The organism is Roseovarius carneus, from assembly GCF_020141465.1.
In the GTDB taxonomy this organism is placed as follows: domain Bacteria; phylum Pseudomonadota; class Alphaproteobacteria; order Rhodobacterales; family Rhodobacteraceae; genus Roseovarius; species Roseovarius carneus.
Genome location: NZ_JAHSPD010000001.1, coordinates 657,407 through 681,052, shown reverse-complemented (window position 1 = coordinate 681,052; position 23,646 = coordinate 657,407). Strand labels below are relative to the sequence as shown.

General features: G+C 59.3%; 24 protein-coding genes. 6 read left to right on the top strand and 18 right to left on the bottom strand.

Translation table 11 applies throughout. The annotated features are described in order from the left end of the window. Positions 1 to 82 precede the first annotated feature (82 nt). The 12 genes from KUD11_RS03370 to KUD11_RS03315 form a co-directional block, all read right to left on the bottom strand. Entirely contained in the window at positions 83 to 577 is a 495-nt protein-coding gene (locus tag KUD11_RS03370; protein ID WP_109386608.1) for a prepilin peptidase, read from the bottom strand. 26 nt (positions 578 to 603) lie between these two features. Beyond that, the gene (locus KUD11_RS03365) at positions 604 to 1,461 is read right to left on the bottom strand and encodes a tetratricopeptide repeat protein (protein WP_109386610.1); all 858 of its coding nucleotides are present in this window, start codon (positions 1,459 to 1,461) and stop codon (positions 604 to 606) included. Between the two features lie 29 nt (positions 1,462 to 1,490). Next, complete coding sequence (locus KUD11_RS03360) at positions 1,491 to 2,003, bottom strand: tetratricopeptide repeat protein (protein WP_224380142.1); 513 nt, start codon at positions 2,001 to 2,003, stop codon at positions 1,491 to 1,493. A gap of 61 nt (positions 2,004 to 2,064) precedes the next feature. Next, positions 2,065 to 3,036, bottom strand: a complete 972-nt coding sequence (locus tag KUD11_RS03355; protein ID WP_109386614.1) for a type II secretion system F family protein — start codon at positions 3,034 to 3,036, stop codon at positions 2,065 to 2,067. 12 nt (positions 3,037 to 3,048) lie between these two features. Next, positions 3,049 to 4,017, bottom strand: a complete 969-nt coding sequence (locus KUD11_RS03350; protein ID WP_109386616.1) for a type II secretion system F family protein — start codon at positions 4,015 to 4,017, stop codon at positions 3,049 to 3,051. A 5-nt stretch (positions 4,018 to 4,022) separates the two neighbouring features. Beyond that, a complete protein-coding gene (locus KUD11_RS03345) occupies positions 4,023 to 5,462 on the bottom strand; it encodes a CpaF family protein (protein ID WP_109386618.1) in 1,440 nt (479 codons plus the stop codon). A gap of 13 nt (positions 5,463 to 5,475) precedes the next feature. After that, a complete protein-coding gene (locus KUD11_RS03340) occupies positions 5,476 to 6,705 on the bottom strand; it encodes an AAA family ATPase (RefSeq protein WP_109386620.1) in 1,230 nt (409 codons plus the stop codon). A 276-nt stretch (positions 6,706 to 6,981) separates the two neighbouring features. Further along, positions 6,982 to 7,647, bottom strand: a complete 666-nt coding sequence (locus tag KUD11_RS03335) for an OmpA family protein (RefSeq protein ID WP_181375313.1) — start codon at positions 7,645 to 7,647, stop codon at positions 6,982 to 6,984. A gap of 18 nt (positions 7,648 to 7,665) precedes the next feature. Next, entirely contained in the window at positions 7,666 to 9,087 is a 1,422-nt protein-coding gene (locus tag KUD11_RS03330) for a type II and III secretion system protein family protein (RefSeq protein WP_109386624.1), read from the bottom strand. Positions 9,088 to 9,293: 206 nt separating this feature from the next. Further along, positions 9,294 to 10,163 (bottom strand): Flp pilus assembly protein CpaB, encoded by an 870-nt coding sequence (cpaB, locus tag KUD11_RS03325; protein ID WP_109386626.1) that lies wholly within the window; start codon positions 10,161 to 10,163, stop codon positions 9,294 to 9,296. 203 nt (positions 10,164 to 10,366) lie between these two features. Next, positions 10,367 to 10,555, bottom strand: coding sequence for a Flp family type IVb pilin (locus KUD11_RS03320; RefSeq protein WP_109386628.1), 189 nt, complete (start codon positions 10,553 to 10,555; stop codon positions 10,367 to 10,369). Between the two features lie 176 nt (positions 10,556 to 10,731). Continuing rightward, positions 10,732 to 10,893 carry a hypothetical protein gene (locus KUD11_RS03315; RefSeq protein WP_318010139.1) on the bottom strand — a complete coding sequence of 54 codons (162 nt, stop codon included), beginning with the start codon at positions 10,891 to 10,893 and terminating at the stop codon, positions 10,732 to 10,734. Between the two features lie 387 nt (positions 10,894 to 11,280). Between KUD11_RS03315 and KUD11_RS03310 the strand changes: the two genes are divergently transcribed. Then, on the top strand, positions 11,281 to 12,114 hold the full coding sequence (locus tag KUD11_RS03310; protein WP_109386630.1) for a lytic transglycosylase domain-containing protein: 834 nt from the start codon (positions 11,281 to 11,283) through the stop codon (positions 12,112 to 12,114). A 75-nt stretch (positions 12,115 to 12,189) separates the two neighbouring features. On the opposite strand, the gene KUD11_RS03305 is transcribed toward KUD11_RS03310, so the two are convergent. The 6 genes from KUD11_RS03305 to tldD all read right to left on the bottom strand — a co-directional run bounded on the left by KUD11_RS03305 (position 12,190) and on the right by tldD (position 19,923). Beyond that, positions 12,190 to 12,810 carry a CoA transferase subunit B gene (locus KUD11_RS03305; RefSeq protein ID WP_109386632.1) on the bottom strand — a complete coding sequence of 207 codons (621 nt, stop codon included), beginning with the start codon at positions 12,808 to 12,810 and terminating at the stop codon, positions 12,190 to 12,192. Position 12,811: 1 nt separating this feature from the next. Then, entirely contained in the window at positions 12,812 to 13,516 is a 705-nt protein-coding gene (locus KUD11_RS03300) for a CoA transferase subunit A (RefSeq protein WP_109386634.1), read from the bottom strand. 81 nt (positions 13,517 to 13,597) lie between these two features. Further along, positions 13,598 to 14,164 carry a L,D-transpeptidase gene (locus KUD11_RS03295; RefSeq protein WP_109386636.1) on the bottom strand — a complete coding sequence of 189 codons (567 nt, stop codon included), beginning with the start codon at positions 14,162 to 14,164 and terminating at the stop codon, positions 13,598 to 13,600. Positions 14,165 to 14,252: 88 nt separating this feature from the next. Further along, on the bottom strand, positions 14,253 to 16,967 hold the full coding sequence (topA, locus tag KUD11_RS03290; RefSeq protein ID WP_109388283.1) for a type I DNA topoisomerase: 2,715 nt from the start codon (positions 16,965 to 16,967) through the stop codon (positions 14,253 to 14,255). 116 nt (positions 16,968 to 17,083) lie between these two features. Continuing rightward, complete coding sequence (gene dprA / locus KUD11_RS03285) at positions 17,084 to 18,298, bottom strand: DNA-processing protein DprA (protein ID WP_109386638.1); 1,215 nt, start codon at positions 18,296 to 18,298, stop codon at positions 17,084 to 17,086. Positions 18,299 to 18,501: 203 nt separating this feature from the next. Then, the gene (tldD, locus tag KUD11_RS03280; protein WP_109386639.1) at positions 18,502 to 19,923 is read right to left on the bottom strand and encodes a metalloprotease TldD; all 1,422 of its coding nucleotides are present in this window, start codon (positions 19,921 to 19,923) and stop codon (positions 18,502 to 18,504) included. A gap of 191 nt (positions 19,924 to 20,114) precedes the next feature. Between tldD and coxB the strand changes: the two genes are divergently transcribed. The 5 genes from coxB to KUD11_RS03255 all read left to right on the top strand — a co-directional run bounded on the left by coxB (position 20,115) and on the right by KUD11_RS03255 (position 23,644). Beyond that, positions 20,115 to 21,002, top strand: a complete 888-nt coding sequence (gene coxB, locus KUD11_RS03275) for a cytochrome c oxidase subunit II (protein ID WP_109386640.1) — start codon at positions 20,115 to 20,117, stop codon at positions 21,000 to 21,002. A gap of 96 nt (positions 21,003 to 21,098) precedes the next feature. Beyond that, positions 21,099 to 22,061, top strand: coding sequence for a heme o synthase (gene cyoE, locus KUD11_RS03270; RefSeq protein WP_109388285.1), 963 nt, complete (start codon positions 21,099 to 21,101; stop codon positions 22,059 to 22,061). Next, positions 22,034 to 22,222, top strand: coding sequence for a hypothetical protein (locus KUD11_RS03265; protein ID WP_146190863.1), 189 nt, complete (start codon positions 22,034 to 22,036; stop codon positions 22,220 to 22,222). The genes cyoE and KUD11_RS03265 overlap by 28 nt, the downstream gene beginning before the upstream one ends. 8 nt (positions 22,223 to 22,230) lie before the next feature. Beyond that, positions 22,231 to 22,806, top strand: coding sequence for a cytochrome c oxidase assembly protein (locus tag KUD11_RS03260; RefSeq protein ID WP_109388287.1), 576 nt, complete (start codon positions 22,231 to 22,233; stop codon positions 22,804 to 22,806). A gap of 25 nt (positions 22,807 to 22,831) precedes the next feature. After that, positions 22,832 to 23,644 carry a cytochrome c oxidase subunit 3 gene (locus tag KUD11_RS03255; protein ID WP_109386641.1) on the top strand — a complete coding sequence of 271 codons (813 nt, stop codon included), beginning with the start codon at positions 22,832 to 22,834 and terminating at the stop codon, positions 23,642 to 23,644. Positions 23,645 to 23,646 lie beyond the last annotated feature (2 nt).

Genomic DNA, 23,646 nt, shown 5'->3' with positions numbered 1-23,646 from the left:
CTGGGGTTGGGTTCCCCCTCGGCATGGCAGACAAACATGGAAAAATTGTGGGCAGAACCCGGCAATGGGCGGGCGGCGCTCGTTATGTGCCGTTAAAAATAGCGAGCCCCAGGTAGATGGCGAGGGTGCCGCCTAGGCACAGGCCCATCGGGAATTTCTTGCCGCGATCCCAGCTTTCCCAGTCTGGGGCAAGCTGTCTCAGGGGGGTGTATTTGGCGATCCGATGCGCCGTGTAGCCCGCCAGCAGGTTCGCCGCGAAGATGAGCCCCAGAAGCTGGAGATCACCGATTGCAATGAAGGGCGCGGCGGCGGCGGCGAATTTGGCGTCGCCTGCGCCCACAAGCCCCGCTGCGTTGATCGCAATTCCTGCAAGCAATACGACCACGAGATGCACGAGGCGCCAAGCGTAAAGATCAAGGGGCAAGGCGATCAGGCCCACGATCAGATAGACGACCACAAGGGCAACAACGGCTTTGTTGGGGATTTTCATCGCGGCCATGTCGTTCCATGCCACCCAAATGCAGATCGGCAGCACCAAGGGAAAAAACCAAAGTGCCGCTGTGGATGAGAGAAACATGGGCGCTGCCCCTTCAGATCGAGGGCCTAGTTGACCACAGTTCCGTCAAGTGCGCGAAGCGAGCGTACGGCCGCCTCGAAATGCTGTGGATGGGTCTCAATAGCATCGCGCAAGAGGGTCTTGCCGGTGTTCACGTCGCCCTGTTTGATCGCCGTGAGGCCAAGCGTGTAAAGGAGTTGGGCACGCTCATCTTGGGTCATGGGCAGGACGGGCAGCGTGTATTTTTTCTGTGCGCCACGGGCGAGGATCAGGTTGTTCTTGGCGGTAAAAATAGTCTGATCCTGACGGATGGCGTCGCTGAAAAGACGCTCTGCATCGGCAAAATCGCCGCGCGTGAGCTTGGAAAAACCCCAATTGTTCATCACGCCAGCAGGCCGGGTGGTGAGGCCAACGGCAGTTTCATAGAAACTGTCGGCCTTTTCCCATTCCTTGTTGCTGTCGGCGACCATTGCTTCAAGGCGATAGCGTTTGAAGGTCTCGAACGTGGGTGGGATCTTGTCGAGGATCGCTTCGGCACGGTCCCAATTGCTGTTGCGGATATAGGCATCGGCCAGATCGACGCGGTCTTCATCTGTAGCCTCGGGATGTGCGGCGACGCGCGCCCACGCGGAGGCGCCTTCGACGTTGCGCTTGGCGCGGATCAGGGATTTGGCCAGACCGCGTTGCAAATCAATGCGATCCGGCTGCTCGCTCGTGGCACGCTGGAAATAGGCCACGGCCTCATTGGGATCGGCAACGGTCAGCATCACATCGTTGAGATTGCTCTCATCAACGACGTTTACGCCCTGAAATTTCCGATCCACAGTTTCGGAGTCGGATTCAGCACATGCAGACAGCGCAACGCACGCCGCTGCGCTCAGCGAAAGTAGGATAGGGTGGCGCATTTTTGCGTCCTTTTACTGCCTCGGCCTCGTCATGATATCGAGCGGATCAGGAAATCACTGCTTCCGCGCCGTATCAATTTATATTCTTGTTCTTCCTCAGCACCATAATCTGAATCGTCCAATTTTGCGAGTGCTAAGCGCAGATTATTGCGAATTGAGTCACTTTCGCCATTATCGAGTGCGAATGCACGGCGAAAGACCTCAGACGCCTCGCCTGCATCCCCCTTTTCCATCAGGACAACACCCAGATTGTTCCACGCTTCCGCCGCTTCCGGCTCTGCCTCAACCGCGTCGCGCAAGAGCTGCTCTGCCTCGCCCAGACGGCCCAGCCCGAGACTGGCGCTGCCCATCCCGGTGAGGATCTCGCCGGTCATGCCTTGGGTGACGGCCGCGCGCGAAAACGCATCTATGGCCAGATCATATTCGCCAGCCCTGATAAGGCGATGGCCAACGATTGTGCCGTCCACGGCCTCGCCGCTTTGCGCCACTCCGGGCGCGAAAAGGCCTGTTTCCGGGGCCTGCTCAGCGCAGCCCATCAGCATCAACAGCCCCAGTATCAAAGCGCCTGCTCGCGGCATTCATATCCCAGCTTTTGGGCTGGCCTTATTGGCTCATGGCGGTGAGTTGCATGATACCCAGAACCGATGGACCGACCAGAATGATCAATAGTGGTGGTACTGTAAGCATCATGGTGGCCAATGTCATCTTCGTTGGCAGCTTGTTGGCCTTTTCTTCGGCGCGCATGACGCGCTTGTCGCGCATCTCGCCCGCATAAACGCGCAGGGCGTCGGCGATGGATGTCCCGAAGGTTTGCGATTGCACCAGAACGGTCACGAAGCTGGAGATATCCTGCACCCCGCAACGATCAGCCATCTCATTGAGCACCGACGCTTTGTCGCGGCCCGCTTTGATCTGTTGGCTGACCATCTCGTATTCGTCCGCAAGCGCGGGGAAGGAGGTGCGGATTTCGTTGCTGACGCGGATGATGGATTGATCGAGAGATTGCCCGGCTTCGATACAGACAAGCATCATATCGAGGCTATCCGGGAAGCCATCCGTGATCTCTTCCTGCCGGGTTTGCTGGCGTTTGGTGATCCAGTATTTGGGCAGGATGTAACCCACGCCGCAAGGGCCGAGGATATACATGATCATTTTGGTCGTGTCGGTTTCACCGCCGGCTTTGAATACCAGATAATAGAGCGTGCCAACGGCCAGAAACCCAAGGCCGAGCGCGAATTGAGCGAAGTGGAAATACCGCACCGCATCGCGGTTGCGATAGCCCGCCTGCATCAGGGTGCGCCGCATGTCCGTCAGCTGCTTTTCGTCCTGTGGCTCAAGAAAGTTGGCGTATTTGTCGAGCTTGTCATTCTTGCCCGCCGAGCGCAGCTTTTGCTTGCTGCCCTTGTCGGCCACGATGCCCTTCTGGGCGCGCTTGAGCTTGTCCAGCGGGTCTTCGGGCTGATTGATCATCAGCACAACCGTGATGGCGATCAGCAGGACGCCCAAGAGCCCGACCGCAATCAGCGGGCCGAAAGGGCCAAGCGCGCCTGTAAGGATATCGTTGATCATCGACATGAGTTTGGTGTCCTAGACTTTGATGTTCACGAGGGCGCGCATCACGATAAGATTGACGATAAGAAATGCGCCGACCAGTAGGCAGGCGGGGATGAAGAACGGATGCTCCATCACCTCGTCATAATAGTGCGGATCGAGAAGCTGGATGCCCACAAGCGCCATAAGCGGGAAACCCGACAGGAACTTGCCCGACCATTGCGCCTCGGCCGTGATTGCCTTCACACGGCGGAAAAGGCGAAAGCGTGCGCGGATCACCTTGGCGAGGCCCTCTAGGATCTCGGCCAGGTTACCACCCGATTGCTGCTGAATGGTCACGGCCACGGCGAGAAAGCGCAGGTCCTGCATGTCCAGACGTTCGGCCATGTCTTTCAGCGCTTCGCCCGTATCGCGGCCAAACGCGGCCTCGTCGGCGATGATGCCAAATTCGGTGGCCAATGGATCGCTGACCTCATTGGCCACGATGGACACGGCGGACGAAAACGGATGGCCAACCTTGAGCGAGCGCACCATGAGCTCAATCGCGTCGGGCAATTGCTCTTCGAGCATCCCCATCCGCTTTTTCGCCTTCATGGAAATCCACATGAAAATCCCGCCGACCCCGATGGCGATAGACGCGATAATGCGCACGGGAAGCTGTGTTTCGGTGCCGATTGTCAGGCCTAGAAAGGCCAGAACGCTGACCCCGACCATCAGCATCACGAGCTGCGGCGGGGTGAATGCGATGGCTGCTTTTTGTGCCTTGTTCGACAGGATCGAATAGATCGGCAGGCGCCGTGCCTTGAGGTGCTGCGACATCTCCTTGCGCAGCTTCTCCATAACCTCTTCGCGGTTCGCACCCTTATCAAGCATCTCCAACCGGCGGTTGACGCGACTGTTGAGGCTGATGGATTTGCCGAAAACGGTGAGATAAATCCCCTCGACGAGCGCGAGCACCCCGAAGAAGATCAACGCATAGATTATCGGCTCTGGCGAAATGGACATGCGGTTTACTCCGGGTTCACGGGTTCATAGAGCGAGGCGGGCAGATCATACCCCCACAGACGGAACCGCTCGGAATAGTGCGAGCGCACGCCGGTGGCGGTGAAATGCCCGATGATCTTGTTGTCGGGGCTGAGGCCCACACGCTGAAAGCGGAAGATCTCCTGCATGGAGATGACCTCGCCCTCCATGCCGGTGATCTCGGTGATCGACGTCATGCGACGCGAGCCATCCTGAAGGCGCGAGGCCTGCACGATAAGGTTCACAGCGGACGCGATCTGGGAGCGGACGGCCTTGAGCGGCATCTCGATCCCGGCCATAGCGACCATGTTTTCCAGACGGCTGATCCCGTCGCGCGGGTTGTTCGCGTGGATCGTCGTCATCGAGCCATCGTGGCCCGTGTTCATGGCTTGAAGCATGTCGATCACTTCCTCGCCGCGCGTCTCGCCGACGATGATCCTGTCCGGGCGCATCCGCAGCGCGTTTTTCAGACAGTCGCGGGGGGAAACCTCACCCTTGCCTTCCACGTTTGGTGGGCGGCTTTCCATCCGGCCCACATGGATCTGTTGCAGCTGCAATTCGGCGGTGTCCTCAATCGTCAGGATGCGCTCTGCATTGTCGATGAAACCCGACAGCGCGTTGAGCGTGGTTGTCTTACCCGAGCCGGTCCCGCCCGACACGATCACGTTGAGACGACACGCCACGGCGGCCTGAAGATAGGCGGCCATTTCCTCGGAAAACGCGCCGAACTTTACCAGGTCGTCGATGCCCAGCTTGTCTTTCTTGAACTTACGAATGGAGACAAGGCTGCCATCCACGGCCACGGGCGGTACCATCGCGTTGAAGCGTGACCCATCCAGCAGACGCGCATCGACGTAAGGGTTGCTTTCATCCACGCGGCGGCCCACGGCGCTTACGATCTTGTCGATGATGCGCAGGAGGTGCTTTTCGTCCTTGAACGTGACGTCTGACAGCTCAAGCTTGCCGTCGCGCTCCACAAAAATCTGTTGCGGGCCGTTCACGAGAATATCGTTGACCGTATCGTCCTTGAGCAGTGTCTCAAGCGGCCCGAGGCCGCGCACTTCGTCGTAAAGCTCCTGCACCAGCGTGGTGCGATCCTCGCGGTTGAGCACGATGGAGCGTTCTTCAAGCACCTCCGATGCAATTTCGGCAATCTCGGCGCGCAATTCAGCCTCGGTCGCGGTATCAAGCGCGCTCAGGTTGAGGTTGTCGAGAAGGGCGCGGTGCAGATCGAGCTTGATCTCGCCCATGCGCTCCTTGCGCTTGCGCTCTTTGTCTTGCGGTGCCGCGCGTGCGGCCGAGGCCTCTTGCGGGCGGCGCAGGCTGGGACGCGGCGCGCCAACTTCGGGCAGCGCGTCGATGATTTCGGGCTCAAGGGCCACAGGCTTGGCCTTGGCCGCATCGGATTTTTTGTAACGCGAGAACATATCAATCTACCTTTCAGGCCGCTTCGGCATCGCTTTTGCCAAGAGCGTGCAGCGAATGTGCGAGCTTGGCGATTTCTTTGCGCAGCGGGTTTTTGGGGGCCGAATTGGCCAGCGGCAGACCGTGATCCGCGCCTTGGGCCACGGCTTTGCCGCCGTCGGGCAATTGCAATTCGATACCGATCTCAAGGCTCTCGGCCATGCGTTTGATCCGGGATTTCCCGTTCAGATCGGTGAATTTGGGTGCGCGGTTCACGCAAAAGCGCAAACGCTCCAGCGGGAGGTCCTCAGCCTTCAGCGCGCGTTTCAGGCGCAGCGTGTTCTGGGCCGAGCGCATGTCCATTTCCAGAGTGGCGAAGTAGATCTGGCTCGCGGTGAGCACAGTCTCGGTCCACTGCACCAGCGTCGTGGGCATATCCACGATCACATAGTCAAAATGATGGCGCGCCTGTTCCAGAACCCGCGCCACATCATCGGGCGTGATCAGGTCGAGCGGCAGCATTTCGGGTGGGGCGGTCAGCACCCAGAGGCGATCCTCATAGGAGACGAGCGCCTGTTTGAAGATGTCTTCATCCATCGCTTCGGTGTCGGACCACATCTCATAGACCGCCTCGCGCCGGGGCAGGTCGAGAAAGGTCGAGACCGAGCCAAATTGTAGGCCCATATCAATGATGCATACGCGCGGCGACGCGTCTTTTTCCACAGTGGCCAATTCCCACGCGAGGTTCACGGCAAATGTCGTGGCACCCGTGCCCCCCGCAAGACCATGCACGCCCAAAAGAACGCCATCCTCAGTTCTGGCACCGGGGGCGGCGCTTGGAACCGGGGCTGCCACAGGCTCGGGTTTGTTCAGCCGGTCGATGGCGGCCTTCAGCTCATTCTCGGGCAGGGGGTAGGGGACAAACTCATCCGCGCCCTGGCGCAGCAATGTGTGCAATGCGGCGGGGCTCACATCATCGGCGATCAGGATCACCTTGATCTTACGAGCCCCCGCAAGCTCGATGATCTGTCCAATCAGGTCCAACTCTTCCTCGTCGGCCTCATCAATTGCGATGGCCACGAAATTGAGCTGTTTGTCGTCAAGCTGTGTCAGGAAAGTCAGCGCCTCGGGAAAGCCCAGATCACCCCAGGCCTCACCCAAATTGGCTTCCATATCTTCGATCAACAGATCAAAATTCGTCACATCGCGGCTGATCGTGATCGCCACCAACGGGCTTTGGTCTGATTGGTTCATCGCACTGCTCATGGCGCTCCGGTCCTACTAATATACATGTCACCCTTGCCGGGCCTTTGGTCGTGTGGTGCCTTGTCCCTGCACCGCTGCTCACCCCCGGCCTATCGGCGAATGGAATCGCGAGATGGGGCTTTTGTCTGGGAGAATGTCTGCTGAAATCTGGGCGACATTAGGGCCAAAAGATCGTAATTATGCGGTTTTGGTGGACAAAGAAAAACCCGCCAGCGGACTGGCGGGTGTTTGAGGTGTCCCGGCAAGCCGGGCAGGGAGATGCTCGAAAAGGCGGGCTTATTCAGTGCCGCCTGCTATTTCTGAGCCTTCTGTGACCATCGCGATCGTCGATGGCGGGACGCCGCTGGCGATGTATTCGCGGTAAACCACTTGGGCATATTGGCCGTCCATCACGATGGGATGCGATTTCACGAAGCCCGACACTTCGGTCACGGTGCGCCGGTTGCGACGCTCGCGGCCTTGGGTGACGATCAAAGGCTGCGCTTCGCCAAGCGAGACGACCGCCTCAAGCCGCGAAGTGCTGATGCCTTGGGTGGCGAGATAGGCCACAACCGCCCGCGCCCGCAACATCCCAAGGCTCTCATTGAATGCGTCCGAGCCGACGGCGTCTGTATGGCCATAGACCTTGAAGCGCACCTCGGGGAATTGCCGGATCCATGTCGCCTGTTCGCGCAATGTATCGCGTGCGCCTGCGTCAAGCTGGGACGAGTTGAACGCGAAGTTTACCGTCGTCATCACCTCATTCGCAAAGCGGTTGCTGAGGTCAAAGACATAGGCGCGCTCGCCGGACATTACTTGTGTGTTTTGCATGTTGGCATTGCCGAAACTGCCACCATCGACCAAAGCGCCGGCTTCGCTGAAGTAAGACCGATACACAGTACCGGATGCCTGACTACAGGCTCCCAAAACGCCGATCAGCGGGATGATCAGAAAAGGTTTCATATGCTCCCGTCCCATCAATCAGTCCAATACGTAACCATAAGACCCGGTGAAATCCTGTTTAGCAACCTCGCCCGCGGCCCCTGAGGTTGGTCCAACCTCACGCGCCACACGACCGTTGAGGAAGAGATCTACCTCGGAGGGCAGTTTTACCCGGTCTGTAGGCAAGGCCAGAGCCTCGCCACGTGTGGGGGTAACGAGATGTGCTGTCACAATGATCACCAGCTCGGTCTGCGAGCGCTGATAATCCGCGCTCCGGAAGAGCGCGCCGAGGATTGGCACGTCACCGATCCATGGCACCTGGCCGTTGGTATCGCGGAAGTCATCTTGCAAAAGTCCAGCGATTGCAAAGCTTTCCCCATCGCGCAGCGCCACCGTGGTTGAGGCATCGCGCCGGCGGAAACCGCTGATGTTGAAGCCCGCGCCTGTGAAGCTGGATGTCGGATCGAGCGAGGAGACGGCTGCGGCCATTTCAAGGTTGATCACATCATCATCGAGTACGCGTGGAACGAAGTTAAGCTCCACACCGAAGGGTTTGAACTCGACCGTGATGGCGCCGTTTTCCTGGCTTACGGGGATTGGGTACTCGCCCCCGGCAAGGAAGCGTGCCTCTTGCCCTGACAAGGCCGTGAGGTTTGGCTCGGCCAAGGTCCGCACGACGCCCTTACTTTCAAGCGCGCGCATCAGGACGCCAATTTGGGCCGATCCGGCGTTGAATCCGAAGAAAAGCGCGCCATTGTTCGCTTGGCCATTGACGTTCAGGCCAGGCGCGACACCGGTGGCGACCGTATCGGATGCCAAACCATTGGTGCCAATCCCAGCGCCCAGGCCCGCCCCGGACAGACCGTCCACAGCAAGCGAGGTCGAGAGGCTTTTCGCCACCGTCCGCTGCATTTCAGCAAAGCGAACCTTCAGCATGACTTGTTGTTTGCCCGACACGCTCATCAGGTTGGAGACCCGCTCGGGTGCATAACGCTCGGCCAGATCAAGGGCACGCTGCATGCGCGGCGCACTGGACACCGTACCGGACAGGACAATTCCGTCATTGGCAGTGCGCACTTCGATTTGTTCTTTGGGAAGGATCTGGCGCAAACGCTCCTTGAACTCGGAAACATCCGCGCTCACCCTCACCTCGACATTCGCAATCAGCCTGCCGTTTTCATCCAGTAAGGTCAGCGTCGTGCGACCGGGGGATTTTCCCAGCACATATATAGTGCGGTCGGACAGGGTGGAGAAATCCGCAATCGCCGGGTTGGCGATACTCAGCTCTGCGAACGGCACGTCGCTTTCAACCACAACGGCGCGGTTCATCGAAACGTTCAGATCACGCCCGGTGCCCTTTTGGACAACCTGAAGCGTTTCGGCCTGCACATAAGTCGGGCCTGCGCCCATAATCATCGACATGCCCACAATGGCTGCCGCAAACACACGTGTCATTTTCATGTGAACCTGCCTCTCGGATCACGCCTCATTTTTCGGGTCTTTTTGCCCGCATTGTGTGAAGCATCGCTCAGTTTCTGTAACTTTTCAAGAATCAATGCAACTTATGCGGCTTTTCTCATGCTAACGCGTCAGTAGTTGCAGGAATGAAACGGGGGGGCCGCCCGTGCGGCCCCCCCCATATCTTGTGGTCTGACGCAGATTTTGTATCAGTTCGTGCAAGGGATGGCTGTTTCGATCACGTCTGCTCCGCGGCGTGTGCGAATGGTGCAAACCTGTGCCTCGGGCGCTTTTGCGATCGTGGGGGCCGAAACGAGGCCCAGAAGCTCGCGTTGATCAATCTCGATTGCGCTGGAGACGGTGTCATCGCGGGCACCAACCAAAGACAGGCTGAGATTGCCGGTCGATTGGGCCTGTGCGAGGGCTGCCACCTGCTCTGGGCGGGCGGCGACAGTTACGGTGCGCGCAACAGTGGCCTCGGTTTTTTCAGCATTGGCGGATTGATCCACCGCGATCAGTTGCAATCCAGCCTCGATCAGCTTGGTCACATCGCCGGTGCCCGCGCCTTCCAGCTGCAATTGACCTTTCCCGATGGAGCCGGTCCAATAAACATCCACCCGGTCGCCCGGCCGCAAGAAGCCAGACACACCCGTCGTGCGGTCCACGCTGATCGCAAAGGCGCGCATTCCGCGCTCAAGTTTGGTCGTAATGCCCGCATCCTCGCCGGGGCCCGTTACTTTGACCTCCAGGATCGCTTCGTTCGCTTCCATCATGCGCAGCACGGTGCGGGGCTCTTCATCACCTTTGGGGAAAAGCGCATCCACTGTTTTGAAAACGCCCTCGGGCAGGGCGCTGACGGGGAATTGCACCAAACGTGCATCCTGCATCTTCAGTTCTTCGCCGTACTTCATGGGGCGGGCGGCCACATAGACCTCAACCGTCTCGATGACAGGCCCGCGGCTGTTGCGCTCATTATCAAGCGCGGCCTGATATGACTGAATGTAACCTTTGGCCATGAAGACGGCAAAGCCCGCAAGGCCAACGCCGACGATCAGAACCAGTCCAAATACCAAACGCATTTTCGCATCCTTTCACATATAACTCTGGGAGGGTCGTTTGCGCCGATCAATGCAGGGACATCCTCAAGGCTCTTGTCGTTCATGATTGTGGCGGAAGATCGACTAGAGGGGGGCTGTTTTCGGGCGATAGACAAAGCGCCGAACGGCTACGCAAAAAAGGGCCGCATGGGCCCATTTTTCCGATACGCGATGACATGGCCTTATTATTGTCCCGAGCTCGTCGACGTGGAGGACACTGCTGTGCCGATAGTCCCTGCGAGGGAAATAACACCGGTCTGCGCGGCGACCACGCCTGCGACTGCAAGGCCGATTATGGCGGCGGTCAGAACCACCCAATCCACTGTGATGGCGCCAGATTCGTCGGCGCGGAACTTTTTAAGATAAGTAAACATGAACGATCCTATCACTATATAGCGCGGCATGTACCGTCGCGAATGTAAGGGGGATCTGAACAGCTATGCCATGTGGCAGAGCCGAAAAGATCGCGCTACTTGCATCGGAAAAAGGAAGGGGCCGCACATCACTGTGACGTGCAGCCCCTGGATAAACGTTGGACAGAAGGGGCAGATTAGGGGGTAGTAGTGCTGCCACCACCGGTCCCGATAGCTGTCCCGGACACGCCAGTCGAGATCGACCCGGCCAGGCCTGTCACACCACCCTGCACGGCGAGCACACCGGCAGTACCAAGGCCAACGACGGCTGCGGTCAGAACGACCCAGTCAACTGTCACGGCACCGTCTTCGTCTTTGTTAAAGCGTTTGATAAATTTCATCATGGTTTTGTCCCTCCAAAGGATCATAAAGGTTTCTCAGGTTAAATTCCGTCTCGCCGTCTGGGCCGCCTCTCTCTGTTGGCCCGTTAGCGCCTCGGATGAGTAGTTTTTGCCGTTCAAAAGGGGCGGCAATTGGGCGGGATTGGTGCGATTTTGAAGCACGTTAATATTTGCAGGGGGAATGGATTCAAGTATCTGTTTTTAAACGATATAAAGATGTGAATAATTTGTTATTGGTTAAAATGAGCCTTTCCACTGTTGCGAGAATCGCAGCCAAAGCTGGCGTTGAGCCCGAATTTTTGCGACACTGGCAACAAAAGAAGCATAAATTTGCAGGCAGGCTCGATGACACGATGTATTTTTTCTGGCGCTTTGGCGCTTGGAATAGCCCTCGCGCCTATATCAGGGGCTGCACAGGAGCCGCAGGCGTTCCCTGATTTCACGTTCAAAAGCGAAAAACCCCCTAAGGCAGGCACGACGAGGCGTATCACCGTCCAGATCGAGCCGGGGGATCAAACATTGCCAAGCGCGGCCTTGCGCCCATCCAAGGTGGATGCCCACGACAGCCCGGTGATTACCGGTGCCACCTATGGTTGGTTCTGGGAGCATATCACGCCTGGCTATTCGGATGCGGGCGCGCTGCGCTTTGAGGAGGCGCTTCTAAAACTGGCCAAACCGCCCAGCGGAAAGCCCGCGCCCAGCCCGCGCCTTCAACATATCCAGAAGATCGCATTGGCCCAAGGACAGAACATCCTGATGGCCACAATCGGAACAGACGTGTCTCCGGCGCTGGTGTTGGCCGTGATCTCGGTGGAATCGAGCGGCAATGAGACCGCCGAGAGCCATAAGGGCGCGCAAGGCCTGATGCAGCTGATCCCCGCCACGGCCGCGCGGTTTGGCGTCACCGATAGCCTGTCGGCGGAACAGAACATTCGCGGCGGTGTGGCCTATCTCGATTGGCTGCTCAAGGAATTTGATGGTGATCCGATCCTTGCGCTGGCGGGATACAATGCCGGGGAGAATGCGGTGAAGGCCAACAAGGGTGTGCCCCCCTTTGCCGAGACGCGCGATTACGTGCCCAAGGTTCTGGCCGCCTATGACGTGGCGCGGGGCCTGTGCAAGACGCGGCCCGAATTTTTATCGGATGGCTGCGCCCTGAACCTCGCGTCGATCCCGTAGACGTGCAAACGGCGGCCCCGACAAAGGCCGCTATGTCGCGTCATATTATATATATGGCCTCACACAAGCAGGGCCTCAGACAAGCGTCGCCTCGGTCGCTGCGCGCAGCTCTTCTTCGGTCACGCCCTCGGCGGTTTCAACGATGCGCAGACCGCCCTCCACCACATCCAGAACGCCCAGATTGGTGATGATCCGGTCCACCACGCCTTTCCCGGTCAGCGGCAGGGTGCATTCTTTAAGCAATTTGCTCTCGCCATGCTTGTTGGTGTGATCCATCACGACGATCACACGGCCCACGCCTGCGACAAGATCCATCGCGCCGCCCATCCCCTTCACCAGCTTGCCGGGGATCATCCAGTTCGCCAGATCGCCATTCTCGGCCACTTCCATCGCGCCAAGGATCGCGGCGGCGATCTTGCCGCCCCGGATCATGCCAAAGCTGAGCGCGCTGTCGAAATAGGCGGTCCGGGGCAGTTCGGTGATGGTTTGCTTGCCCGCGTTGATCAGGTCCGGGTCCTCGTCGCCCTCATAGGGGAAGGGGCCCATGCCCAACATCCCATTCTCTGATTGCAAGGTGATGTCCTTGTCGCCTACATAGTTGGCCACGAGCGTCGGAATCCCAATGCCGAGGTTCACATACATGCCGTCTTCAAGCTCTTCCGCCGCGCGGGCGGCCATTTGGTTGCGGTCCCACATGTTATGCACCCTCTCTTTGGCGAACAGTGCGTTGCTCGATGCGTTTCTCGTGATCGCCCTGAATGATGCGGTGCACATAGATGCCGGGCAGGTGAATCGCGTCGGGATCAAGCGACCCTGTCGGTACGATCTCTTCGACCTCCACGACACAGACCTTGCCGCACATGGCGGCGGGTGGGTTGAAGTTGCGCGCAGTCTTGCGGAAGACCAGATTACCGGTCTCGTCGGCTTTCCATGCTTTCACGATGGACAGGTCCGCGAAGATGCCGCGCTCAAGGATATAGTCCTGCCCGTCAAACTCTTTGACCTCTTTGCCCTCGGCGATCACCGTGCCGACGCCCGTTTTGGTGTAGAAGCCGGGGATGCCGCAACCGCCTGCGCGCATGCGCTCGGCCAAGGTGCCTTGGGGATTAAACTCCAGTTCAAGCTCGCCGCTGAGGTATTGGCGCATGAACTCGGCATTTTCGCCGACATAGGAACTGAGCATTTTCTTCACTTGGCGGGTTTGCAGCAGGATGCCGATGCCAAAGTCATCCACGCCCGCATTGTTGGACGCAAAGGTTAGATCCTTGGTTCCGGCTTCCTTGATCGCTTGCAACAGTAATTCCGGGATGCCACTGAGGCCAAAGCCGCCTGCGGCGATGAACATCCCGTCAAAGAGAAGCCCGTCGAGCGCCTCCTTGGCCGAGCCATAGACTTTTTTCATGGCGTGTCCCCTCAAATATGATCTCTTGCGCCCGATATGAGGCGCGGCGCGTGAGGTGTCAACGGGTGGGGGGCGGTGGCCTTACAGAATAAGAACCTGCATTCCGACGGGCGTGATATCATAAAGCTCTTCGATCATTTGATTGTAAAGCCCAATACAGCCCGAGGAAGAGCGCCGCCCGATCTTGCGCGTATCATGCGTGCCGTGGATCAGATAGGCAGGCCAAGTCAGATACATCGCGTGCGTGCCGAGCGGATTGTCCGCACCCGCAGGCATGAAGGCCGGAAGCGACGGATCACGCTTGCGCATATTCGCGGTCGGTGTCCATGTGGGGCCGACTTTCTTGCGCACGATCTTGGTATAGCCGCGGCGGGTCAACTCGTCAGTCATGGGAACGGATGTCGGAAAGACGCGGTAATCTGTGCCGTCCGCGTTCCAGTAATGGAGCGCGCGCGAATCTGTGTCGCAGATAATCGCGCCAGAGCCCAAGGTTTGAAAATGGTCCTGCCACGCTTGTGTTTTGAAGCTCGACGCGTTGCGCCTAACGGGGGCGAGGGGCGTGGCCGCGATGGCCGGAGCGGCGAGCGTGCCCAGAGCGCCCGCGCCAAGGATAAGGGCGCTGCGGCGGGTGATGTTGGACTTGGACATGGCTAAGGCTCCTGCGTCAGGCGATTCAATTTGAAGATAAGGACTGCTGCGCCCCTTTGCCACTCACATCGGCGTTATCATGCGCGGATCAGGCCTTGGGCGCTGTTTTTGCCTTTGGTGCGGCTTTCTTCGCTGGGGCTTTCTTCTTGGCGGCAGGTTTTTTTGCAGTGGCCTTCTTCGGTGCGGCCTTGCGCCCCTTGCCCGATTTCGCGGCCTTCTCGGCCACAAGGGCCACTGCCATATCCATCGTTACATCCTCGGGGGCCGTCTCCTTGGGCAGGGTCGCGTTGATCTTGTCCCATTTGATATAGGGGCCGTAACGACCCTCCATCACATTGACCGGGCCACCGTTTTCGGGGTGCTCGCCCAGCTCCTTGAGGGGTTTGGCCGCCGTGCGCCCGCGCCCGCCGGGATTGGCGCGCTTCTCGGCTAAAAGCTCCACCGCGCGGTTCATGCCGATGGCAAACACATCGTCGGGGTCCTTGAGGTTGGCATAGACGCCCTTGGCATCCTCAGGGCCCTTATGGAAAATATAGGGGCCAAAGCGGCCAAAATTGCTGGAGATCATGCCGCCCTCGGGGTGCTCGCCAATCTCGCGTGGCAGGCTGAGCAGGATCAGCGCCTTCTCCAGATCCATCGCCTCGGCCTGCCAGCCTTTGGGCAATGACGCGCGCGGGGGTTTCTTCACGTCCTCGGTCACCTGCCCGCGCTGCACATAAGGGCCAAACCGCCCGGTGCGCAGGCTGATTTCGTCGCCATTGTCCTCGCCCAGAATACGGTCCTGCCCCTCGGCCGCATCGCCGCCGATGGGGCGGGTATAACGACATTCAGGGTAGTTGCCGCAGCCGACGAACCCGCCGGATTTGGACGTCTTGAGGTGCAATCTCCCATCGCCGCAGAGCGGACAGGCGCGCGGATCGCTGCCATCTTCGCGCGGCGGATAGAGAGTAGGCGCGAGCGCGTCGTCCAGCACATCCAGCACCTCAGAAATGCGCAGCTCGGACGTCTCGCCAATGGCGGCTGAGAAATCGGTCCAGAAGCGGGCAAGAAGCTCTTTCCAATCGGCCTCACCGGCGCTGACATGGTCAAGCTCCGCCTCAAGATTGGCGGTAAACTCATAGCCTACGTATTTCTGGAAGAAGTTCAGCAGGAAGATCGTGACGATCCGCCCCTTGTCCTCGGGGATCAGGCGGTTGCCATCCTTGCGGACATATTCGCGGTCCTGAATTGTGGTGACGATACTGGCATAGGTGGACGGGCGCCCGATGCCAAGTTCCTCCATCCGCTTGACCAACGTGGCCTCGGTATAGCGTGGGGGCGGCTGGGTGTGGTGTTGCAGGCCCAGAACGGCCTCATTGCCCGCAAGGATCGCGGCGCTGCTGCGGGACATTGCACCGCTGGCGCTCGCCTCGATCACGTCATCAGATTTCTCACCCGCTTTGGCGAATTGCGCGCCGAGCGAGGATTTGGCAAAGGCCGCGGTCTCGCCTTCGGTGATCTGCGGCAGGCGACCTTCGTCATCATCCGCCACATCATCGCGGCCCTCTTCATAGACCCGCAAGAACCCGTCAAAGAGCACGACCTGACCCGTCGCGCGCAGGGTAACTTCGCCATCTTTGCTGGCGATATCTACCGTCGTGCGTTCCAGCCGTGCGGCCTCCATCTGACAGGCCAGCGTGCGCTTCCAGATCAGGTCATAAAGCTTGCGCTGATCGCCTTCGCTGATCTTCAGTGCGGCGGCGTCCTTGGTCATATCCGTGGGGCGGATACATTCATGCGCCTCTTGGGCGTTCTTGGCCTTGTTTTTATAGATGCGCGGAGATGAGGGGACGTATTTGTCGCCATAGCGATCCTTGATCGCGTCCCGCGCAGCTGTCACCGCCTCGGGCGCCATGTCGATGCCGTCGGTCCGCATATAAGTAATGTGGCCTGCCTCATAAAGACGCTGCGCCGTGCTCATCGCTTGGCGCGCGCCCATGCCGAACTTGCGGCTCGCCTCTTGCTGAAGTGTTGAGGTCATGAAGGGGGCAGAGGGGTTGCGCGTGCCGGGCTTGGCCTCTACCGACGCGATATGAAGCGCACGGGATGACACGGCCTGCACGGCCATTTCGGCCTGCGTGGCGTTGGCAAGATCGAATTTGTCGAGCTTTTTGCCCGAAAGCGTGGTGAGGCGCGCCTCATATTCCTGCCCGCGCGGTGTGGTCAAAAGGGCCTTCACGGACCAGTATTCGCGCGGGTTGAACGCCTCGATCTCCATCTCGCGCTCAACGATGACGCGCAGGCAGACCGATTGCACACGGCCTGCGGATTTCGCACCGGGCAGCTTACGCCAAAGCACCGGGGAAAGGTTGAAGCCCACGAGGTAATCCAGTGCGCGCCGGGCGAGATACGCCTCCACCAGCGGCGCGTCCACCTCGCGGGGGTTCTTCATCGCCTCGGTCACGGCGGCCTTGGTGATGGCGTTGAACACCACGCGGCTGACGGGGGTGTCTTTGGTGATGATCTTGCGTTTGCGCAGCGTCTCTTCAAGGTGCCAGCTGATCGCCTCACCTTCGCGGTCTGGGTCGGTTGCGAGGATCAGCGAGTTGTCGTTTTTCAGGGCGTCTGCGATGGCTTTGACATGTTTGCGGCTGTCATAACCCACCTCCCATTTCATCTCGAAATCGTTCTCGGTATCGACCGAACCATCTTTGGGCGGCAGGTCACGCACATGACCATAAGAGGCCAGAACGACGTAATCAGACCCCAAATACTTGTTGATAGTCTTGGCCTTGGCCGGGGATTCGACGACAACAACGGGCATGAAATTCCTTTCGCTTTGCAAGGAAGCGTTATGGCGGCGCAACATGTGGGCTGGCAAGGGCAATTGTCAATGCGGCCTGATAGAGGGGCCGGAGTGCTGCGTGCAGAGCGCGGGACTTAGGTGAGCGAGAGAAGCCCGCCCGGCTGGCGCCGGATGCGGCCATCAAGCTCCAGATCCAGAAGCACAGGCGCTACTTTTTGCGCAGGTGTCTTCAGGTCGCGGATCAACTGATCTTCGGCCAAAGGGGACGGGCCCAAACGGTTGAGGATTTCGCTGTGCAAGTCCGCGGTCTCGCGGAGGGTGCGTGTCCGTGCGGCATGTGGCGCGGGTATGGCCGGCACCGTCGGCGCGTTGGCCGCAGGGCGGATATTGGGGCGGATGTCGGCGTGCGGCTGGGGCGTTTGAAGCGGCAGGTCGGGCTGTGGGGTGGGGTGGAGCAACTCGGGTAGCGCTTCGACGATATCATCGGCGCTGCGCACAAGCCGCGCGCCATCGCGCAAAAGCTGGTTGCACCCGGCGGCGCGCGCATCGAACGGGTGGCCCGGAACCGCAAGCACATCTCGCCCCTGCTCCAACGCGTTGCGGGCCGTGATCAAAGAGCCGGACTTCGCTGCCGCCTCCACGATCACGGTCGCGCTGGCCAGACCGCTGATGATGCGGTTGCGGCGCGGGAAATGACGTGCCTGAGGGATAAGGCCCACAGGTTGCTCCGACAGGCGCAGGCCTGTTTGGGCAATCTCTTCGGCCAAAACGGTGTTTTCGGCGGGGTACATCACATCGACACCGCCCGCCATCACGGCCACCGTACCGCCTTTGAGCGCGGCCTTATGCGCGGCGGTATCGACCCCGCGTGCAAGGCCCGAGGCGATAACATAGCCGCGCTTGGCCAGATCCGCGGCGAGCGCGCGGGCCATCCGCGTGCCCAGTGACGACGCGTTGCGCGCGCCCACCATGCCCACCATTGGGCGGCTGAGAATGCCAAGATCGCCGATGGCCCAAAGGATCGGCGGCGGGTCAGGGATTTCGCGTAGCAAGGGGGGGTATGTCGGGTCAGTTATGCAGATCATATGCGCGCCGACATCGTCTGCCGCGCGCATTTCGGCGCGGATAGAGCGCTCCGGCGCGATTTCATACCCGTTCACGCCCGCCGACCGGGCAATGCGGGGCAGGGCGATCAACGCCTCTTGCGCAGTGTGATGTTCGGCCAGCAGCCGATAGAATGTCGCCACGCCAACCCGGCGTGATCGCAACAGGCGAAGCCATGACACCCGATCATCTTCCGTGGTGGGTGGGAGTGGGGGGTGAGTGGAAGGATGTGTATCCTCGGACATCGTCGCTCCGCCTGTTGCTAAGACACCGTAGCGGCAACGAGGTTAATAGGCGGTAAACCACATCCGGATCATTGGTGATGAGGCGACAAGAGACTGTTTTACGTTATAAAAATACCATACCGGAGTTCAAAAAACTCATCCCTCATTCAGAAAAACCCCACAGAATCATTCAACTAAGCAGCCGCACTTTAACGCACCGCCCCTCAGGTCGCGGAGCCGCCAACGGTCAGCCCGCCGATCATCAGCGTCGGCTGGCCCACGCCCACAGGCACCCATTGCCCCTGCTTGCCGCAATTGCCCATGCCGGGGTCAAGCGCCATGTCATTGCCAAGCGCCCGGATCTGGCGCAGTGCCGTGGCCCCGTCCCCGATCAACGTGGCTCCCTTCACTGGCGCGCCCACCTTGCCGTCCTTCACACGATACGCCTCGGTGCAGGAGAACACGAACTTGCCGTTGGTGATGTCCACCTGACCGCCGCCAAAGCCCACGGCGTAAATCCCGTCTTTGAGATCGGCGACGATATCGCCCGGCGCGGTGTCGCCGCCCAGCATATAGGTGTTGGTCATGCGCGGCATTGGGACATGTGCATGGCTCTGACGCCGCCCGTTGCCCGTGGCCTCAACGCCCATCAGCCGTGCGTTCTGGCGGTCCTGCATATAGCCGACCAGCACACCGTCCTCGATCAGCACATTGCGCCGCGAGGGGGTGCCTTCATCATCCACGCTGATTGACCCGCGCCGGTCGGGGAGGGTGCCATCATCCAGCACGGTCACGCCTTTGGACGCAATCTGTTGCCCCATCAGCCCGGCAAAAGCCGAGCTTCCCTTGCGGTTGAAATCGCCTTCAAGCCCGTGCCCAATGGCTTCATGCAGCAAGATGCCGGGCCAGCCGGGGCCAAGCACCACATCCATAACGCCCGCTGGGGCAGGCACCGCCTCAAGGTTCACGAGGGCCACGCGCAGCGCTTCGCGGGTTTTGCCCTGCCAATCTGCGGGGTCCATCAGACCGTCGAGGCCCACGCGCCCGCCGCCGCCCGCCGTGCCCGATTCGCGGCGGCCGTTATGCTCCACGATCACCGAGACGTTGACGCGGGTCATGGGGCGCACGTCGCGCAGATGCGCACCGTCGGGACGCAGAATCTCAACCTCCTGACACGACGCCATGATCACGGCGGTGACCTGCACCACACGCGGATCAAGATCGCGGGCGAAGGCATCTATCTCGCGCAATGTCTCGATCTTTACTGGAAAACTCGCCCCCGCAATCGGGTCTTCGTCGGTGTAAAGCTTTACGTTCGTCGCCACCGGCCCATCGGCAAGCGTGCCGCCGCCTTCGCCCACGGCCAACTGGGCGGTTTTCACAGCGCGGCTCAACGCGGCCTCGGAAATCTCGGAGCTGTGGGCGTATCCCACCGCTTCTCCGCGCACGGCGCGCAGGCCGAATCCCTCTGCCGCATCATAGCTTGCGGTTTTCACCCGCCCGTCATCGAAAACAAGCGCCTCGCTCCGCGTGCGTTCCAGAAAAAGCTCCCCATCATCGGCGCCGCTGGTGGCGTTTTGCAAAAGCGTAAGAGCCTCGCCTGCGTCCAGCATGGTGTCAAAAGGGCGAAAAGGGCTATCTATCATGGGGGCTGGCCTCTGATTTACAACGCTTTTCTTGATCTGGATCAAAAAAGCGTCTGTTTGACGCAATGGTCTTTCTTGTTTGTATGTTCAGAATATGGTTTTAACAGCACCTGAAACAATAGGTGCGTGTTCTAGCCGAACGTAGCACCTGATTTAACGCGTATATCCGCCCTAACCGACCAAGGTGACTCATGCGATATTTTTCCAAACTGTTGGCCGCTGCCGCAGCAACCGCTGCGATGCCCGCTTGGGCGCAGGAAACCCTGATTGAAAAGGAAGGCCTTGAGATCATCGGTGCGCCCAAGGATGCCGGTATCGGGTTTCAGCCCGCAGCGACGGAACTGGCGCGCGATCTGCAATGGCTTGACGGTCTGTTGCTGGTGATCATCACGGCGATCACCTTGTTCGTGACGGGGCTGTTGATCTACGCGATTGTCCGGTTCAATCGGAAGGCCAACCCGACGCCTGCGACCTTCACCCACAACTCGCCCATCGAGATCGCGTGGACCGTGGTGCCGATTGTGATCCTGGTCTTTATCGGCGCCTTCTCGCTGCCTGTGCTCTTCAAGCAGCAGGAAATCCCCGAGGGCGATATCAATATCAAAGTCACCGGATACCAGTGGTATTGGGGCTATGAATATACTGATCACGAGTTTGCGTTCGACAGCTTCATGATCGGCGAAGGCAAGGTGAAGAATGATGAAGTTATCGCCGAGCTTGAGGCCGCGGGCTATAGTGAAGATGAATTCCTTCTGGCAACCGACACCGCCGTTGTCGTGCCCGTGGGCAAGGTCGTTGTTATGACCGTGACAGGCGCAGATGTGATCCACAGCTGGACCATCCCGGCCTTCGGGGTCAAGCAGGACGCCGTTCCGGGCCGCCTCGCGCAGCTTTGGTTCCAGGCTGAGAAAGAAGGCGTTTATTTCGGACAGTGTTCCGAGCTTTGCGGCAAGGATCATGCCTATATGCCCATCACCGTGAAAGTGGTGAGCGAAGAGGCCTATGCCGAGTGGCTGGACGGGGCAATCGAGGAATATGCGGGCAACCCGCAGAGTTTCGACGTGGCCGCCGCCGAGTAAACGCTGAACATGCCGGGCGCGCCCGTGTGGCGGTGCCCGGTGTTTCTGTAGCTATGTGGGCGGTGTGCCTGTGCATACCACCGGAACAGGATGGAAATGAGCGACGCAAGCCTCTCTGCTAGCCAAACCCAGCCGGGTGATGCGAGCTTCGGCGACTTCTTTGCGCTGCTAAAGCCGCGCGTGATGACCCTTGTGGTGTTCACCGCCCTTGTGGGTTTGCTTGTGGCCCCCGGTGCCGTGAATCCCGTGATCGGCTTTGCAGCCATCTTGTTCATCGCTGTGGGGGGCGGCGCGTCTGGCGCGCTGAACATGTGGTGGGACGCTGATATTGACCGGATCATGAAGCGCACACGTGGTCGTCCAATCCCTGCGGGCAAAGTCTCGGAGGGGGAGGCGTTCGGCTTTGGCATGGCGCTTTCGGGGATTTCGGTCGTGATGCTCGGGCTTGCGACGAACTTTGTCGCGGCAGGGCTTTTGGCCTTCACCATCTTTTTTTATGTCGTTGTCTACTCGATGTGGCTCAAACGCTGGACGCCGCAGAACATTGTTATCGGTGGGGCTGCGGGCGCGTTTCCCCCGATGATTGGTTGGGCTGCGGCGACGGGCTCTGTCTCCATCGAGGCCGTCTTGATGTTCGCACTGATCTTTATGTGGACGCCGCCGCATTTCTGGGCGCTCGCGCTCTTCATGAAGGGTGATTACCACGAGGCGGGTGTGCCCATGTTGACCGTGACGCATGGGCGGCGCTCCACGCGCAACCACATCCTTGTCTATACGGTCCTTCTGGCCCCGGTTGCATTGGCGCTTGCGTTCACGTCGATTGGCGGGCCTCTCTATCTGGCTGTCGCGCTCTTTTACAGCCTGTTGTTTCTCAAGGGCGCTTGGGAGATCTGGCGGCGCGATGAGGACATGGCCGAGGCCGATGGGTATGCCACCGAGAAGAAGGTCTTCAAACACTCGCTCTATTACCTCTTTGCGCTATTCGGCGCGCTCTGGGGGGAGGCGATCCTGACTTATTACGGCGTGGGCGGATGGCAGATTTTGAGCGTGCTGGTATGAGCTTTCGCAAACCACACGAGCTTCATGGCCGCCGCTTTGGCCGCAATCTGGGGCTTGGTGTCGTTCTGGCGGGGTCCGTGGCGCTGATCTTCGGACTGACGATTGCGAAGGTGAGCGACGATAGTTTTGTGGTGCCGACACAGGTTGAAGGGGGATATTGATGGCAAAGATGACAGATACGTCCCGCACCGTGGTGCGTCTTGTGGGGGTTGTCGTGTTTATGGGCGGACTGGCCTGGGCGTCGGTGCCGTTCTACGACTGGTTCTGCCGGGTCACGGGCTTTGGCGGCGTGACCAACGTGGCTGAGGGCGACTCGGATGTGATTCTTGATCAGACGATCAAGGTAAGGTTTGACGCGAGCAAAGAGCGCGATATGCCGTGGGAGTTCAAACCCGTGGAACGCGAAATGGAGCTGCGCATCGGTGAGACAGGTTTGGCCTTCTATGAGGCCTATAACCCCACCGACCGGCCTGTAGCGGGCATGGCGAGCTATAATGTGACGCCTTATGAGGCGGGTGCGTTTTTCTCCAAGATCCACTGTTTTTGCTTTGAAGAGCAGGTGCTGCAACCCGGTGAGCGGGTGGAAATGCCGGTGACGTTCTTCGTTGATCCCGATCTGGTGGATGATCGCGACGCAAAGTTCACCCACACGATCACGCTCTCCTACACATTTTACGAGATTGACCTGCCCGAGGGGCAAGCCTCTCTTGAGACCGACACCAAAACGGGCCAAACCGTTAACTAAGCCGCTATTCGAGGGACCCTGAAAAATGGCACAAGAAAAAAACCACGACTATCACATCCTGAACCCCTCTGTCTGGCCGCTTCTTGGCTCGGTCGCTGGGTTCGTCATGCTCTTCGGGGCGGTTCTGATGATCTCGCCGCAGGCGGAGACAAATCAGCCTTGGATGTTCCTCATTGGGCTGGCAGGTGTGCTTTACACCATGTTTGGCTGGTGGGCCGATACGGTCTCGGAAAATCAGGCGGGTGATCATACGCCAGTGGTGCGGATTGGTCTGCGTTATGGCTTCATCATGTTCATCATGTCAGAGGTTATGTTCTTCGCCGCGTGGTTTTGGAGCTTTTTCAAACACGCGATGTATCCGATGGGCGAGATGTCCCCCATGGTCGATGGTGTCTGGCCTCCTGTGGGGATCGAGACGTTTGACCCGTGGCATTTGCCGCTGATCAATACGCTGATCCTGCTCTGTTCTGGGGCTGCGGCCACATGGGCGCACCATGCGCTGGTCCATGAGAACAACCGCAAGGACATCAAGATGGGCCTGATTACGGCCGTGGGTCTTGGCGTGTTCTTCACGATTTGCCAGATTTATGAGTATACCCACGCCAATTTTGGGTTTGCAGGCAATATCTATGGTGCCAACTTCTACATGGCGACGGGCTTTCACGGAGCACATGTGTTCATCGGCACGATCTTTCTTTTCGTGTGCTACCTGCGGGTACGGCGTGGCCACTTCACTCCCGAGAACCATGTCGGGTTTGAAGCGGCGGCCTGGTACTGGCACTTTGTGGATGTGGTGTGGCTCTTCCTCTTTGCCGCAATCTATGTCTGGGGCGCCTGACG